Genomic DNA, 12,880 nt, shown 5'->3' with positions numbered 1-12,880 from the left:
GTGCTTCTCAAGGCATTTGCGCTTGCGGGGGCTGGCCCTTTTTGGTGTCGATAGTGTAACAGATGGATACACAGTGTGCAAACTGTGTATCATGCCGATATGCATACCAACGAGGGTCTCCCACCAACTTGGTCAAATGTGTCCACGTCAAACCTTTTGGTGGGTCAAGATGGGGAATCCATGCCTCTGCCACTGCACGACCCCGCCGCCTTCGACGCGCTGCTCAACAGCGGTCAACAGGTCGAATGGTGGTCTGCGCCAGAGGACGAAGCGATCAGCATGGTTCGGCGCACGCAGTTGGCGTTGGCCAAGGCCAACCCGCAGGAGTGGGGCGCCTTATTGAACGCACTTTCTGACATCACGGCGTATCCAGCACAGGGCGTCCGCATGCTGATTCAGGTGGCTCTGCGGCTCTATGACGACGTGCTGGCGGCCAGGGTTGAGATCACTGGGCACAGTCCACTTGAACTGGAGAACACTTGTCTGGTGCACAGCGCCTTAGGAATGGCGGCAGTCCAGCGCAAGCAATACCAGCGGGCTCAAGAGCACCTGATGGTGGCCGTGACTCTCGCCCAGTCCTTGGGGCTGCAATACCGCCTGCAGGCTCTGGAATTTGAGTGGCAGCGGGTGCGGAATATCGTTGGCTTGGCCGATCCAGCCAAGCTCAAGCTGATGCTGATGCGCCCGATGTCCAGCCAGCGGCGCAACTTCGGTCAACGCACCCTGGCCGGGTCATTCATGTCGCTGGGAGCCTACGGAGATGCCCTCATGGCGCTGGGCACCCATGACAACGACACCGTTCATGACGCAGGTCTACGAGAGTTCCTGCATGTTCTCTGTATGTTGCCGCCCGCCCGCTCTTCTGATGACGCCCTGCTGAGCCCAAACGATTCATGGTTCCAGTTGGCGACCGCCCTGCGCGGGCTGATCAACAAAGAAGAGGTGCCCGATCTCAGTGCCATTGAATATGAGCCACAAGCCACCTATGCCCGTCATATGGCCTCGTCCGCCATGAAGCGTGTCCCAAAGCTAGCTGGAGCCGCGCTCCATCTTTTGGGCGACACGCCCCCACTCAGCCCAGATCAGGGCGTGCCCTGGGCCTTGCTGGGGCTGTCAGCGGCGGCAGATGGAGTCCCCATCCCGAATAGCTTGAAGCGGATTCAAACCCTGGAAGAGCAGTTGCCCCGGCTGCTGGCCTCTGCAGAACTTTCCAGAATCTACCGCCTCTATATGCCTGAGCAGCTGGTTCTGCTGATGCTCAGCCCGCTCGCCCCCTTGGCGCAGGGCTGGCACCTCAACGGGCAGGCCCTGTTGTGCGGCCAGACCGTCATTGCGGGTTCAGAAGAGATCAAGCTACCGGGCCGCACGGGGCGTACCGTGGTTCTGGAAGCCATCGGTATCGCGGAGCGGGATGAGCTGGCACGCTCTGAGCGCAAGCGCCTGCAAGAGGGTCTGGCCGCGTTTGGCGGTGAACGTGTCGTCAATCTGGGCCGCGTGCTCCGAGCTTATGGGCTGATTGCCAGCAGTCTAAAAGCAGCAGGCGAGCCCGTCCGGCACGCAGAATGGGCGCTGAGCATCCAGCGCATTGAGGACATGTTATCTCCAGACGTACAGAGTGTGCTTTCCTTGCACCGTCCCGAATACCTATGCTAGGTGGCGTGAAACCATTTCTTAAGGCGTTGGTTCTCTTTGGTGCCCTCTTGAGCGCAGTTGCGGCTGCCGCCCCCCTGGCGACGGTCTCTGCCCCACCCGCCAATATCGTGCAAGATCCCTGCCCCTGGTGCCGACCCTGAGTTCTGGCCTGACCTAATTTTTGTTACGCTTTTGTTACGCATAGAAATTTGAACTGTTCTAGTATTGGGCGACACAGTGAGGTGAGCCCAGAGAATGTCGCATCAGCTACAGTCACCAATGTCGCGGGAAGAAGCAGATGTTTTGGCAACAGCACATGCCTTTCGCCGCGAAATCAAGCAGGGTGCGATCATCGCGCATTTTGATACGCCAGAACAGCGTACAGCCGCCGCAGAAACCCTCCGTGCCAACCGCATGAAGCTGTGGCGAGAGACCAACGCCCCCCCAACGAATTAAAAGTGGGCGGAAAGCAGCGTTCCCAAATGCTCTCCGCCTGCCCGTTCCAACATCAGCGCATTCACCGAGTACAGGCGACCGTCTTCCAGGCGGATGACCTGCATTTTGCCATCGGTCACATTCGGGTCAATCCGAACCAGCGTGCCAGCGGGTAAGGGGATTTCGCCCACCATCGGAGCGCTCAGCCGGATCTCAATGACTTCGGACACTTTCCGGCCATGTCCCTCAGGGAAGGGGCGGAACGTTCTAAATGTTGTTTTGGCATCATCGGGGATCCCCAGCACTTCCCACGCTTCCCAGTCCGTCAGTCCCATTGCGGTGATCAAGCCTTCAGCCCGGTCTTGGGGCATGTAGGCAAGATCGATCACTCGGCCCTCAGGGTCTAGTGCTTCGCCCCCCAGATATCGGTACAGCTGCTGGCGGCTCATGCCCGAGGCCGTAGCGAAGGCAGTCACAGGGACTTTATGTAAATCAAGCCAGTGTTTGAGAGCCTTGCCTCGGTCAGCAGCTGTCTCAATGGAGAGGGGACGGGGGGTTACGGAACGGGTACGGTATCTGGTCACGGTGTAAGCCTCTGCAAAGCTTGCATACAATGCGCTTCTTTGCTGCTTGCAGTGTTTATCGTAGCATCAGATCCGTCAAATTTTGCTCTGTATTGTCCACTGCGACACTTTTGTGTATCGGGTGGTTACACTAACCCTTGCTCTTTGTGTAACCACCCGATACACTGTGTGCATGCAGCGTAACCAAAATTACCGTCCAAACGGCAGGCGCTTGCTGGAGCTGCGGATGGCTCGTGATCTCACGATGGAAGATGTTGCACTTGCCGCAGAGATTGATAAGCGCACGCTCGTGGAGTACGAAGACGGAACACGGGGCGAGAAGTTCCAGTACAACCAATTGCGCCACCTCGCTGACTTCTACGAAGTGTCTTTCGAGAGCCTGTTGCAACCCATCGAAACCTCTGTGGCCTTCGCCTCTGTCTGATTCCAGGCAGAGGTTGTCTTGTTTCGATCTCGTTACTGAACTGCCTCACGCATACGCCGGAGCCACCCATGACTGAGCAAAAGCCCTCACCGCCACTCTCCCTACATGCCTTCAATCATCAACGTGGCAAGCAGGGCTCCCGTTTCTGGGCAGGTCGTTCCGCCCTCTTGGGCCGGGCCTTCTTGCGCGTTGATCAGCTGCGTCATGACGTTTTCAATGCTGAGGTCGCGGCCCGATTCACTGAGAACCATCTGTTGCAGGTTCACGACGATGTCCGCGACGTGGCTGCCGTTTTCCGGGCAGGCGGCATCAAGGCGGGCCAGCAGGGAGGCGATAGCGGGGTCGTTGGGATCGCGGTCGGCCAGGATCGCCAGGTTTTGTGCGGGGGTGCGTTCCGTGGTGGGGGCGGTCACGGCGGGGGCAGGAGGCGGCGCGGTGGACACGGTGGCGGGCGTTCCGGGGAGATTGAGGCTCGTAACGGTGAAGAGCAGCAGGGCCAATCCGGAGGCCAAGCCCCAGCCCGCGGCGCGAATGGGTTGGCGGGCGCGGGTGCGGCGGATCAGGAGATTGGTGTTGTAGATCAGCAGCGCGATGGCGAGCAGGGCAAAGATCAGCATTCCTCAGCGTACCGCGCCCGCCGCCTGCCTCTGACTGCACTTGCCCACGCCGGAGCCTACCTATGACTGAAGCTGCCCCCGTGCCCACCGACATTCTGATTGAGGCTCACAGCACGCTGCGGCATCACGTGTCCTTCCCCGCAGTTGCTGGCGTGCCCAGTGGACGGGTGACGTTCGAGACGGATGGTCGGATGAATTCCGCCGAGGCGGTGGTGCACGCCATGAAGCTGTTGCAGGTGCTGTACCGCCACGGCGCGACCAACCCTGAAGCTCTGAGCCTGCTGCTGAGTGCTTTCGGCCACTTGCCCAAGCCAGACGCTGTGCGCTCGCCCCTAGAAGAAGTGAGGATCAAATGACCACGTCCCCACTTCCTACTTCCACCTCGCTGTCCTTTGACCTGTACGCGCCGCACGAGCTGCATACCCGACTTGACTTCACCTTGACCCTGCCAGACAGCCTGTCGGCCCGCGCCCGCTTGCGGCTGACGCACGCGCTGGCGATGAGCTTAGAAGCTGTAGTGGACGCAGAGCTTCAACGCATTGCTGCGGAATTGGATAGCCCGGTTTCCGAACAGCAATTGCTGGCCCTTGGAAGCGACGAGAGTGCAGCGGTCTTGCAGCAAGGCCCCGACGCGGTCGCTGACCTCATGCGTCAAAACGGCGTGGCTGAAGACCAGATCGGCGCTTTCCTCGCCCAGCAGTGGCCCTCCAGCCCAACGAACGCCGCCCCCCAATCTGTGCTCGAACACAGCCCGGAGGACGACGACCTACACACCTTGCTGAAAACGATGGCTCGCAAACTCAACAGCCTGCACGACCGCGTCACCACCCTTGAAGGGCTAGGAGAGTGAGCGAGTCAGTCTGCGAATCGTTTCGTCTGGCATTTTTTCTGACTGCTTCAGTGCCGACCGCAGCAGTTCAGTGGCTTCTTCTTGGGTCATCAGCTCTTTTTCGACCAGCCGTTGCACGACAACCTGAACGGCGATCCACGCCGCCTCTCCTCTTTTTTGTTGAGTCATGTTGAGTTTCACCTCCTTTCGCCCAGCCTAGCGCGCCCCCACGTCCCCTGGAGGACTTATGAGTGAATCACTGGACTTGAACCTGACGCACGCTTCTCTTGGAGAGCTTCAAGGCGGCGGCATCGGCTATGCCATCGACCAGGCGCTTGGAGACGCCATGCGCGATTGCCACGCTCGCCCCGCGCTCGCCAAGCCTCGCAAGGTCACCATCACCGTCACGCTCACGCCCACCAGCACCGGCATGGACATGGGCACCCCAGTGATTAACGGCGTCGGCGCCAAGGCGGACGTGAAAATCGCGCTGCCTTCCCGCGCAGGTAACGAGGAATTCTTGGGCGTCAGCATGGGCGTCGGCCTGGACGGCACGCCGGAGCCCAAAGCCGTCTTCACGCAAGTTCCGCTGCTGCGGGCTGGGAGTAATTAATGACGCAGGTTGACGGCGGGGCCATCCGGGAAATTGAACGTCTGGTGCAGAACGGGCAGGAAGCCTTCACGGTGCACGGCGAAGAGAAGGGCGTCTACTTCATTCGCGACGCGGCGGGCAATGCCGAGCGCTTCGAAGCCAGCCTTGACACCCATTCCACGACCGTGCTGGATCTGGCGACCCTGAAGGCCCTCGCGGTGGCCGAGCATGACGACACCGATCTCGACGGCGTCTACGTCACCTATGACGCTGCCTTGGTGCAGTCGTCTACCCACAATCACCGCTGGTACGCCACGCTCGCCCTTCCCACGCACCCCGCCTTCGCGCAGATGCAGAAGTGGAAGTCGCTCACCAACATCAGCCAGAAAGACCTCGTGCGCCTGCTGCGCACCGAACTGAGCGAGTACGTCGATCCCACCGTGATCGCCAAATTCGCCACGCTGAAGTTCACCTCAAACTCCGAAGGCACCAGCTCCGTACGCCCGGCCAGCACCGCGCTTGACACCCGGATCGTGCGCCAGGTGCAGGCAGATGCAGGCGGCGACGTGCCGGAAACCATCAAGTTTCATGTGCCGGTCTATGACATCCCTGAAGCACGGGGCGATCAGTACTTGATCACTGTCTATGTGGAATACGACCACGATCAACAGAAGTTCCAGTTGCTGGCCGTGCACAACGAAGTGCGGGCCGCGCAGGAAGCCGCGGTCAAAGAAATCATCGACGACCTCACGGCCCACGCCTCCAGCCAGTGGCCCGTGTACTTCGGCAAACCGGTCTAACACCCCTCAGCGTTACGACGATGGCCGTCCGTCGCTAATCCCGGCCACCATCCCCCCAGTCTTTCAGCCCTTGCTTCTTTTGGGCGCGGTTCATGACAGCTCTTGTAGGCGGGAACTCCCACCGCCAAACAGCCAGGGAACACGGCCCGCCGAGATTCGGTATAGGCAGCCGTCGTCCGACCCCATGCCGAAACAGCCGTTGCCCGCGCCGTGAGGCTGCTGCACCGGAGAGCATCAACCCATGTACCCCGCGCCCTGAGATTTGATTCAGGGCGCGTCTGATCTGGCGAGCTGCCCCCGCCCTGGTGCAACTCCAGTGCAGATCCCCGGAGGCCCCATGAAGAAAGGAATTGCCCTGATCGCCTTCGGCGCAGTGGCCCTGTTCGCCCTGCCCTTCGCGGCGGTCAAGTATCAAAAGACCTTCGCGACGACGACCGCCTCAGACCGCGCACGCACAGAGGCGCTGACCACCGACCGGGCGCTGGCAAACTCCGAGCGCTTTTACGACCTCGCAGGCCGCTTCGACGTGCGGGTCGCGCAGGTGCAGGCCATCAAGGATCAACTCGCCCTAGTGACCGATCCCGACGAACGCGCCCGTCTGAACGTGGACTACGGCGGGGTACGCAGCTCCTGCCTGGACGTGGCCGCCCAGTACAACGCCGACGCCCGCAAGACCACCCGTGCAGGCCTGCGCGACGCCCAACTCCCCGAGTCGCTTGACGCGGCCCGCTGCCCCTGAAGGTGCCCATGAAGACATCCCTCCTGATCACCTGCCTGCTGCTGGGGCTCACCGCCTGCGCCCCTGAAACCCCGGCTACGGTTAAACAACAACAATCCAGTCAAGCCGAGGCCGCCGCCAACAGCTTGACCTTCACCGGCAACGCTGAGATTGAGAACATCAAGAAGCGCCTGGAGCTCACCAGCAAGCCCGGCGCACTCGGCTACATCGTGCTTCTGAACCAAAGCGGACAGCCGGTGGCCTACCACGCGGTCAAAGGCAAGGTCACGTCCAGCGGGAAACGACTGACCCGCACAGATGAGCGCTGGAGCACATCCAGCAGCATCGGCTACCGCCCCGCCGCCAGCGATGAAGGCACGTTCGGTTCCTCTGACCCGTACATCTACTTCTGGGATGTCAGCGGGCGCTACGTGCAGTGGTCAGGACAGTACCTGTACAGCGATCAACCGATTCGTCTGCGCGTTGAACCCCTCGTGATCTCGGCCCCAGTGGTCAAGAAGTAACCCCTCACGCCCCTGTGCCTTGGGGCGCGTTCTGGGAGGTCAGGCCTTGTTCAGGCCGGTTCGATTCCGGCCCTTCCCTCGTCCGCTTTCGCCTTTCGCCTCTTCCCCGCCACACCGTCTTTTCGTTGCCTCTGGCGGGCAGCCTCGTCGCTTCCGGGGGAACACCGAAGCCCCTCTGTAGTCACAGAGGGCGGGCTTGATGGCCCACGATCACGTAGCAGGCCGCGCAGGCTGGGCATGATGGAACATGACCTAGAACCGCGCAGCTCGTCGGACTGGACGCACACCAGCGCCGAGACTGTGAGGTGTAAACCGGGCCACGGTGCAGGCCCACTGTCCGCCCGCACTGCCCCGAGTTGGGGCGCTTCTCTCTGAGGTGGGGCAGACGTTGCGCACCTGCTCCACTGTTTCACCCTTCTGGCCTGCATACAGGCCCCAACTACAGCGGCATCCGGCCCGACAGGGACGATAAATCTGAGATTTCTGTGCTAAATTGGAACGGCAATGCCCCCACGCCGCGTCAACGGCTGGGAGCGTGGCAAGCACCTGTAGGAGGGTGTTGCAGCATGGAATCTACCATGACCCCCAAAAGACATAAAGCCTTTGTTGTTCGGCTTTATCCCAACGCGGCACAGACGGAGCGCATCAACCGCACGCTGGGCTGTGCCCGGTTTATCTACAACCATTTTCTTGCTCGCCGGATTGAAACGTACCGTCAGGACGGCAGGGGTATGACCTACGCCGCAACAGACAAGGCGCTGACCCTGCTTAAACGCGAAGAAGGAACAGCTTGGCTCGCAGAGGTGGATAAATTTGCGTTGCAACAATCGTTGCGCGACCTTGAGCGTGCGTACCAGAATTTTTTCCGCACCCTGAAGCAGTCCGGCAAGAGAGCCGGGTTCCCGAAATTCAAGAAGAAAAGCACGGGGGAGGCGTACCGTACCCAGTTCAGCAACAACAATATCGAAGTGAGTGAGGGGCGTATCAAGCTCCCGAAGTTGGGCTGGGTCAAGACCAAAGGTCAACCCGGAATCACGGGTAAGCTTCTGAACGTTACTGTCAGACGCATCCACGAGACCCATTACGAAGCTTCCGTTCTCTGCGAAGTCGAAATTCCCTACTTGCCTGATGCACCCCGGTATGCAGCGGGCGTGGATGTCGGCATCAAAGATTTTGCCATCGTCTCCGATGGACAGGAGTTTAAGCATCATGCCAATCCCAAATATTACCGATCCGCCCTAAAGGTTGTCCGCAAAGCTCAGAAAACCCTCTCTAGACGAAAGAAAGGCAGTGCGCGATACGGGAAAGCGAAAACCAAGCTGGCTCGAATCCACAAGCACGTCGCCAACAAACGTCAGGACTTCTTGCAGAAGCTCACCACCTCTTTGATTCGTGAATACGAGATCATCTGCACCGAACATCTCAAGCCCAGCAACATGGTCAAAAACCACCGCTTGGCTCTGAGCATTACCGACGCAGGCTGGGGAGAATTTATCCGGCAATTGGAATACAAGGCGACATGGTATGGACGACTGATCTCCAAAATCAGCCCCTACTTTCCGTCTAGCCAGCTGTGCCATGACTGCGGATTCAAAAATCCCGAAGTGAAAAATCTTGCCGTCCGTGAATGGACTTGCCCAAACTGCGGTGAGACCCATGACCGAGACGAGAACGCCGCACTCAACATCCGGCGTGAAGGCTTGGTGGTCGTCGGGATGCCGAACACCTTAAACGCTCATGGAGACCGTGTGAGACCCGCGAGTTTGGGCAATGGTCTGCGAAGTGAGAATCACGCGACTCCCGTCGTGTGAAGTTCAATCCCACGGCTGGCCACCCACAAGGAGCCCCCTTGACCACCCCGATAGATCGCCTCTGCACCCTGCCCTCTGCTGACGCCGCCGCGAGACTCATGACGCCGAACGCTGCGGGGATCCGGGCACAGGCCGCCTTCCACTTGGAGGGCGCGTTCAAGACAGTCATCGCACCTGCTGCTCGGAAGGGGCGCACCTCGGTCGTCCTGGCCTTCGACATAGCGCAGGTTCAAGACGCGGCAGAGTTGGCCTCGAACGCGGGCTACTCCGTCACACTGCTCAAGTGGCGCGGCAAATCCACGGGCCGGATTCAACTCGTCTGGCCGGAACGTCCCCGCCTGCCCATGACGCGGCCCTATCCCCGCCGCTCGCCTATTCGGCACGCTACCGACCCCGAGTGCACATTCTGGTGGCGCATGAAACGCTGGCTGGGGGTTACCAGTCCCGATTGACCGCTTTCTCGCCCTGTCTCGCGTAGTTCACATAGGTTTCTGAGGTGGTGATGCTGGCGTGCCGGAGATGATCTCGCACCGCCAGCACGTCTTTGGTTTCCTGATAGACCCGCGTGCCCGCCGTATGGCGCAGGCCGTGCACCTGCCGCCCGTCGTAGCGCACGCCCGCCCGCTCACAGAGTTTGCCGATGCGGTCTTCAATGGCCCGGCGGTTCCGCAGCGTGATCACGTGCGGCTTGTAGCTGGGGGTCATCTCAACCCAGCGTTTCAGAGCAGCCTCCGTCCGTCTGGAGAGGGGCACCTCCTGGCGCTTCTGCCGTTTGCCGGTGACCACCAGATACGGGGTGTCACCGCCGAAGTGCAGGTCGGCCCGGAGCAGTGTGGTCATCTCGGTGGCCCGCAGGCCGCAGTCGGCTCCCAGCAAGATCAGGACCGCGTCTTCCTCATTGGCCTCCGCGAGGAGTTTTCGGACGTCTGCATCTGGGTAAGGCTTTCTTTTCTGCCAGGCTGGTACCGGGTCAGTGGCTGCCCGCACGTCAGTAAATGGCGCGGCATCGGTGGCCCCAGCCCAGCGCAGGGCAGCAAACACGGCACGCGCTCCAGCGAGGCGCACCCGGACGCTGGACGGCGCGAGGCCCAGTCCTTCTAAGTGCCGCACGAAGGCGTACCCATCATTGGGGCGGGGACGCAGGAAAGACAGGCCTGAAGTCTCCCCCCAGGCCAGGAGCACCCGCAAGCCTATCGCGTAAGCCTCCAGCGTCTGGGCACTGACCCGTGCGCCGCGTCCACCTCGCATGACCAGGAATGCTTCGGTGACGGCCCACAGTCCGGCCTCGTCCCGGTCGCGGGCGGCCCGGATGGCTTCTTTGCGTAGCGCTTCCGGATCCAGCAAGGCGAGACGTTCGGCTCGGGCCTGGAGGGTGAGATTCGAGGCCATCAGTTCGAGCGTCATGTTGCTCAGCATAAGCCGGGGCGGGGGCTGAATCCCTTGTCCGGGGTGGTCAACGAGACACCCGTAACGGTAATTATGCGAAGTCTCATGAAGATTCAGGCCAAGTACCACGTCCATCGGAATCCCGATCCACCCCTGAGGTGACCCCCATGACCATTCCCCCCACCCACCCCCAATCTCTCAGCCCGGTACTGACATGAGTCCCGAATACACCGGACGCCTGCACGAGGCCTTGGGCATCCTCGGGGTGGAGGTTCGAACCTTCGAAGAACGGCAGGGCGGCTGGCTCACTAAATTTGAGCGGGTCACCAACCTGTTCCGACAAGGACCCACACATGCTGACGTTGCCCGCGTCCTGACGCTGAGCGTGAACGAACAACTGGTCACCGAAGAGAACATGGAAGCGAGTGACCGCGCCGATCTTGAAGCCTTGGCTCTGGCGCTGAACAACCTGCACGTCCAGATGGATGCGGGACAACCCACTGGGCTCACCCAAGATCAACTGGATCTCGGCCTTGTGTGCGCGGTCTACACCCTCGAAAGCCACTGGGGCGGCGGTCCTCTACCAGACGGTCTCAGCCTGCCTGACCTGCTGACGACCATCCCCAGCGTCATGCTCCTGGTGCTGCGACTCCCCGAACTGCCGCGCGCGGATGGGCAGGCCAGCGCGTGAGCGACCCAGACCTAGAAGCCGAAATCACCCTCACGATGCTGGCGGCCACCAGCCTGATGCTCGACCAGCTCCAACGCTTCGGCGACCTGACCTATCCCGCCACCGCTGAAAACATGCTCCGGCTGCGCGACGATCTCGAAGGCCTGTCCCTGATTGCAGCGCCGCCCGCACTGACACCAGACGATCTGAACACCGTGTTCGTGAATCTGGTGTCAGTGCGAACCCTGCACGACTCACTGAAGGGCCGTGACCTGCCGGTGAGGGCCATTCCCGATCTGTTGGAGGCGCTGAGCCTGCCGCGTCTGGAATCGGCCCTGAACTACACGCTGGACGCCATCGACCGAGGCGCGGGCCTACGGGTAGCGAGCGCGTAGACCCCCTCCCCCCGCCAAGGCTTTTACAACAACAGAACCTCAGCATTCATCGCTAGGGCAAGGAGCTGACGCTTATGACTGAACCGCTCTCTGACCTTGTGCCCATTCATCAGGAAGGCGATCAACTGTGGGTGGACGCCCGTACGTTGCATGCCTCCCTTCAAGTGGGCCGGGACTTCAGCAATTGGATTCGGGGCCGCCTGGAAGAATCGGGCGCCACCGAAGGAGAAGAATTCGTTGTGCTGGACGGCTCGCCCGTTTTGGCGAGCGGCTTTAACCCTACGCCCCGGCGCGACTACTGGCTGAGCATTGACCTTTCCAAAGAGCTGGCGATGCTGGAGCGCAGTCCCACGGGCAAGAAAATTCGGCGATATTTCATTGAGGCCGAGAAGCGCTACCGGCAACAGGTACTGGCGCTCCCCAATTTCAGTGATCCAGTGGCGGCGGCCCGCGCCTGGGCCAATGAGATGGAAGGTAAGCGCCAGGCCCTCGCCGCCCAAGCTCAGGCCGAAGAGCAGGTCGCGCTGCTGGCACCCAAGGCCGAACAGTTTCAGGCGCTGATGGCCACCGAGGGCAGCTACAGCGTGTCCGATGCCGCCAAGCTGCTGGGCACGGGCGAGAGACGTCTTTTCCAGCTGCTGCGAGACCGTCAGATTCTGATGGATGCTAATCGCAGCGGTGCAGAGCACCACAACATCCCGTACCAGAAATATCTGGACGCTGGTTACTTCGACGTGATCACCCGGCCTCGCCCCGACGGCAAAGCGGTGACCTACACGCCCCGGATCACGCCGAAAGGACTAGCCTGGCTCGATCGCAAAATGCGGGAGGAAAAGCTCCTACCCATGCCGCCTGCCCTGCCTCCCGGCTCGGGTGCCCAGGCATGATGACGGCCCTGTTTCTGTTCCTGACCATTCTGTCCGTGTCACTGGTTGTTGGGTTGAGCCTTGACCTGCGGGCTGAGATCAAGCGACGGAAAACCGCTGAGGCCCAGCTGGAAACCAGCAACCAGCAAGCCAAGACCCTGGCCCACGACTTGTCGGTTTCCCAGCGGGCAAACACCCGCCTGACCAATGAACTTGCCTTTGTGCGCAACACGCAGGCGTTCACGGTCACGCAGACCGGACCTGATGGCTGGAGCCTGAAAGACATCCTCAACGATCGGCGGACGTCATGAACGATCCACCCCTGACTGACCTGCAGCAGGAGCAGTTCGCCACGTTCATGCGTGAGCGGTTGCCGGTGCCCAAAGGGGCCAAGGAGCACCGGCTGTACACCTTCACCGAGTACAGCAACCGCGTGCTGGGCCGCAAGCTCCTGCACTGGCGCGGACTGAGGATGAGCGAGGCGCAACAGGTGATGGCAGCGGTGAAAGCGGAGTACCCGAAGCAACCCCAAAACGTAACGGATGTGAGCTTTAAGTGATACGCTGAGCGTAACCGAGTAGGTCAACTTGAGCAGGA

The 12,880-nt window shown here is 60.8% G+C and carries 20 protein-coding genes; 16 read left to right on the top strand and 4 right to left on the bottom strand.

Going from position 1 to position 12,880, the window contains the following annotated elements; translation table 11 throughout:
* Window positions 1-180: 180 nt before the first annotated feature.
* Window positions 181-1,653, top strand: coding sequence for a hypothetical protein (locus M1R55_RS29515; RefSeq protein WP_249396556.1), 1,473 nt, complete (start codon window positions 181-183; stop codon window positions 1,651-1,653).
* Window positions 1,654-1,911: 258 nt separating this feature from the next.
* Window positions 1,912-2,088 (top strand): hypothetical protein, encoded by a 177-nt coding sequence (locus M1R55_RS29510; protein ID WP_249396555.1) that lies wholly within the window; start codon window positions 1,912-1,914, stop codon window positions 2,086-2,088.
* Here M1R55_RS29510 and M1R55_RS29505 read toward each other — a convergent pair.
* Entirely contained in the window at window positions 2,085-2,543 is a 459-nt protein-coding gene (locus tag M1R55_RS29505) for a hypothetical protein (protein ID WP_249396554.1), read from the bottom strand. The genes M1R55_RS29510 and M1R55_RS29505 overlap by 4 nt on opposite strands.
* Window positions 2,544-2,823: 280 nt before the next feature.
* Here M1R55_RS29505 and M1R55_RS29500 point away from each other — a divergent pair, with 280 nt between their 5' ends.
* Complete coding sequence (locus tag M1R55_RS29500) at window positions 2,824-3,075, top strand: helix-turn-helix domain-containing protein (RefSeq protein ID WP_249396553.1); 252 nt, start codon at window positions 2,824-2,826, stop codon at window positions 3,073-3,075.
* A 101-nt stretch (window positions 3,076-3,176) separates the two neighbouring features.
* Here M1R55_RS29500 and M1R55_RS29495 read toward each other — a convergent pair whose 3' ends face one another.
* On the bottom strand, window positions 3,177-3,692 hold the full coding sequence (locus M1R55_RS29495) for a hypothetical protein (RefSeq protein ID WP_249396552.1): 516 nt from the start codon (window positions 3,690-3,692) through the stop codon (window positions 3,177-3,179).
* A gap of 62 nt (window positions 3,693-3,754) precedes the next feature.
* Here M1R55_RS29495 and M1R55_RS29490 point away from each other — a divergent pair, with 62 nt between their 5' ends.
* Window positions 3,755-4,048 carry a hypothetical protein gene (locus M1R55_RS29490; RefSeq protein WP_249396551.1) on the top strand — a complete coding sequence of 98 codons (294 nt, stop codon included), beginning with the start codon at window positions 3,755-3,757 and terminating at the stop codon, window positions 4,046-4,048.
* Window positions 4,045-4,542 carry a hypothetical protein gene (locus tag M1R55_RS29485; RefSeq protein ID WP_249396550.1) on the top strand — a complete coding sequence of 166 codons (498 nt, stop codon included), beginning with the start codon at window positions 4,045-4,047 and terminating at the stop codon, window positions 4,540-4,542. The genes M1R55_RS29490 and M1R55_RS29485 overlap by 4 nt, the downstream gene beginning before the upstream one ends.
* Here M1R55_RS29485 and M1R55_RS29480 read toward each other — a convergent pair.
* A complete protein-coding gene (locus tag M1R55_RS29480; protein ID WP_249396549.1) occupies window positions 4,531-4,710 on the bottom strand; it encodes a hypothetical protein in 180 nt (59 codons plus the stop codon). The genes M1R55_RS29485 and M1R55_RS29480 overlap by 12 nt on opposite strands.
* Before the next feature lie 58 nt (window positions 4,711-4,768).
* Between M1R55_RS29480 and M1R55_RS29475 the strand changes: the two genes are divergently transcribed.
* The 6 genes from M1R55_RS29475 to M1R55_RS29450 all read left to right on the top strand — a co-directional run bounded on the left by M1R55_RS29475 (window position 4,769) and on the right by M1R55_RS29450 (window position 9,418).
* Entirely contained in the window at window positions 4,769-5,134 is a 366-nt protein-coding gene (locus M1R55_RS29475; protein WP_249396682.1) for a hypothetical protein, read from the top strand.
* Entirely contained in the window at window positions 5,134-5,913 is a 780-nt protein-coding gene (locus M1R55_RS29470; protein ID WP_249396681.1) for a hypothetical protein, read from the top strand. The genes M1R55_RS29475 and M1R55_RS29470 overlap by 1 nt, the downstream gene beginning before the upstream one ends.
* Before the next feature lie 337 nt (window positions 5,914-6,250).
* Window positions 6,251-6,652, top strand: a complete 402-nt coding sequence (locus M1R55_RS29465; protein ID WP_249396680.1) for a hypothetical protein — start codon at window positions 6,251-6,253, stop codon at window positions 6,650-6,652.
* An 8-nt stretch (window positions 6,653-6,660) separates the two neighbouring features.
* Window positions 6,661-7,155 carry a hypothetical protein gene (locus tag M1R55_RS29460; protein WP_249396679.1) on the top strand — a complete coding sequence of 165 codons (495 nt, stop codon included), beginning with the start codon at window positions 6,661-6,663 and terminating at the stop codon, window positions 7,153-7,155.
* 566 nt (window positions 7,156-7,721) lie between these two features.
* Entirely contained in the window at window positions 7,722-8,966 is a 1,245-nt protein-coding gene (gene tnpB / locus M1R55_RS29455) for an IS200/IS605 family element RNA-guided endonuclease TnpB (protein ID WP_249396678.1), read from the top strand.
* 38 nt (window positions 8,967-9,004) lie between these two features.
* Complete coding sequence (locus tag M1R55_RS29450; protein ID WP_249396677.1) at window positions 9,005-9,418, top strand: hypothetical protein; 414 nt, start codon at window positions 9,005-9,007, stop codon at window positions 9,416-9,418.
* On the opposite strand, the gene M1R55_RS29445 is transcribed toward M1R55_RS29450, so the two are convergent.
* Window positions 9,402-10,370 (bottom strand): site-specific integrase, encoded by a 969-nt coding sequence (locus M1R55_RS29445; RefSeq protein WP_249396676.1) that lies wholly within the window; start codon window positions 10,368-10,370, stop codon window positions 9,402-9,404. The two genes, M1R55_RS29450 and M1R55_RS29445, sit on opposite strands and share 17 nt — an antisense overlap.
* 196 nt (window positions 10,371-10,566) lie before the next feature.
* Here M1R55_RS29445 and M1R55_RS29440 point away from each other — a divergent pair, with 196 nt between their 5' ends.
* From M1R55_RS29440 to M1R55_RS29420, 5 genes are all read left to right on the top strand, one after another.
* A complete protein-coding gene (locus M1R55_RS29440; protein ID WP_249396675.1) occupies window positions 10,567-11,043 on the top strand; it encodes a hypothetical protein in 477 nt (158 codons plus the stop codon).
* Window positions 11,040-11,417 carry a hypothetical protein gene (locus M1R55_RS29435; protein WP_249396674.1) on the top strand — a complete coding sequence of 126 codons (378 nt, stop codon included), beginning with the start codon at window positions 11,040-11,042 and terminating at the stop codon, window positions 11,415-11,417. Before M1R55_RS29440 ends, M1R55_RS29435 begins: the two co-directional genes overlap by 4 nt.
* Before the next feature lie 74 nt (window positions 11,418-11,491).
* Complete coding sequence (locus M1R55_RS29430) at window positions 11,492-12,304, top strand: phage antirepressor KilAC domain-containing protein (protein ID WP_249396673.1); 813 nt, start codon at window positions 11,492-11,494, stop codon at window positions 12,302-12,304.
* Complete coding sequence (locus M1R55_RS29425) at window positions 12,301-12,594, top strand: hypothetical protein (protein WP_249396672.1); 294 nt, start codon at window positions 12,301-12,303, stop codon at window positions 12,592-12,594. The genes M1R55_RS29430 and M1R55_RS29425 overlap by 4 nt, the downstream gene beginning before the upstream one ends.
* Entirely contained in the window at window positions 12,591-12,842 is a 252-nt protein-coding gene (locus M1R55_RS29420; protein WP_249396671.1) for a hypothetical protein, read from the top strand. The genes M1R55_RS29425 and M1R55_RS29420 overlap by 4 nt, the downstream gene beginning before the upstream one ends.
* Window positions 12,843-12,880 lie beyond the last annotated feature (38 nt).

Source organism: Deinococcus sp. QL22 (assembly GCF_023370075.1).
GTDB lineage: Bacteria > Deinococcota > Deinococci > Deinococcales > Deinococcaceae > Deinococcus.
This window is presented reverse-complemented; position numbering and strand designations above follow the sequence as displayed.

What these genes read in the sequence shown, in the direction of transcription:
- M1R55_RS29515 (WP_249396556.1), top strand. Translation starts at nt 181, where the DNA reads ATGCCTCTGCCACTGCACGACCCCGCCGCCTTCGACGCGCTGCTCAAC.
- M1R55_RS29510 (WP_249396555.1), top strand. Translation starts at nt 1,912, where the DNA reads ATGTCGCGGGAAGAAGCAGATGTTTTGGCAACAGCACATGCCTTTCGC.
- M1R55_RS29500 (WP_249396553.1), top strand. Translation starts at nt 2,824, where the DNA reads ATGCAGCGTAACCAAAATTACCGTCCAAACGGCAGGCGCTTGCTGGAG.
- M1R55_RS29495 (WP_249396552.1), bottom strand. Translation starts at nt 3,692, where the DNA reads ATGCTGATCTTTGCCCTGCTCGCCATCGCGCTGCTGATCTACAACACC.
- M1R55_RS29490 (WP_249396551.1), top strand. Translation starts at nt 3,755, where the DNA reads ATGACTGAAGCTGCCCCCGTGCCCACCGACATTCTGATTGAGGCTCAC.
- M1R55_RS29485 (WP_249396550.1), top strand. Translation starts at nt 4,045, where the DNA reads ATGACCACGTCCCCACTTCCTACTTCCACCTCGCTGTCCTTTGACCTG.
- M1R55_RS29480 (WP_249396549.1), bottom strand. Translation starts at nt 4,710, where the DNA reads ATGACTCAACAAAAAAGAGGAGAGGCGGCGTGGATCGCCGTTCAGGTT.
- M1R55_RS29475 (WP_249396682.1), top strand. Translation starts at nt 4,769, where the DNA reads ATGAGTGAATCACTGGACTTGAACCTGACGCACGCTTCTCTTGGAGAG.
- M1R55_RS29470 (WP_249396681.1), top strand. Translation starts at nt 5,134, where the DNA reads ATGACGCAGGTTGACGGCGGGGCCATCCGGGAAATTGAACGTCTGGTG.
- M1R55_RS29465 (WP_249396680.1), top strand. Translation starts at nt 6,251, where the DNA reads ATGAAGAAAGGAATTGCCCTGATCGCCTTCGGCGCAGTGGCCCTGTTC.
- M1R55_RS29460 (WP_249396679.1), top strand. Translation starts at nt 6,661, where the DNA reads ATGAAGACATCCCTCCTGATCACCTGCCTGCTGCTGGGGCTCACCGCC.
- tnpB (WP_249396678.1), top strand. Translation starts at nt 7,722, where the DNA reads ATGGAATCTACCATGACCCCCAAAAGACATAAAGCCTTTGTTGTTCGG.
- M1R55_RS29445 (WP_249396676.1), bottom strand. Translation starts at nt 10,370, where the DNA reads ATGACGCTCGAACTGATGGCCTCGAATCTCACCCTCCAGGCCCGAGCC.
- M1R55_RS29440 (WP_249396675.1), top strand. Translation starts at nt 10,567, where the DNA reads ATGAGTCCCGAATACACCGGACGCCTGCACGAGGCCTTGGGCATCCTC.
- M1R55_RS29430 (WP_249396673.1), top strand. Translation starts at nt 11,492, where the DNA reads ATGACTGAACCGCTCTCTGACCTTGTGCCCATTCATCAGGAAGGCGAT.
- M1R55_RS29425 (WP_249396672.1), top strand. Translation starts at nt 12,301, where the DNA reads ATGATGACGGCCCTGTTTCTGTTCCTGACCATTCTGTCCGTGTCACTG.
- M1R55_RS29420 (WP_249396671.1), top strand. Translation starts at nt 12,591, where the DNA reads ATGAACGATCCACCCCTGACTGACCTGCAGCAGGAGCAGTTCGCCACG.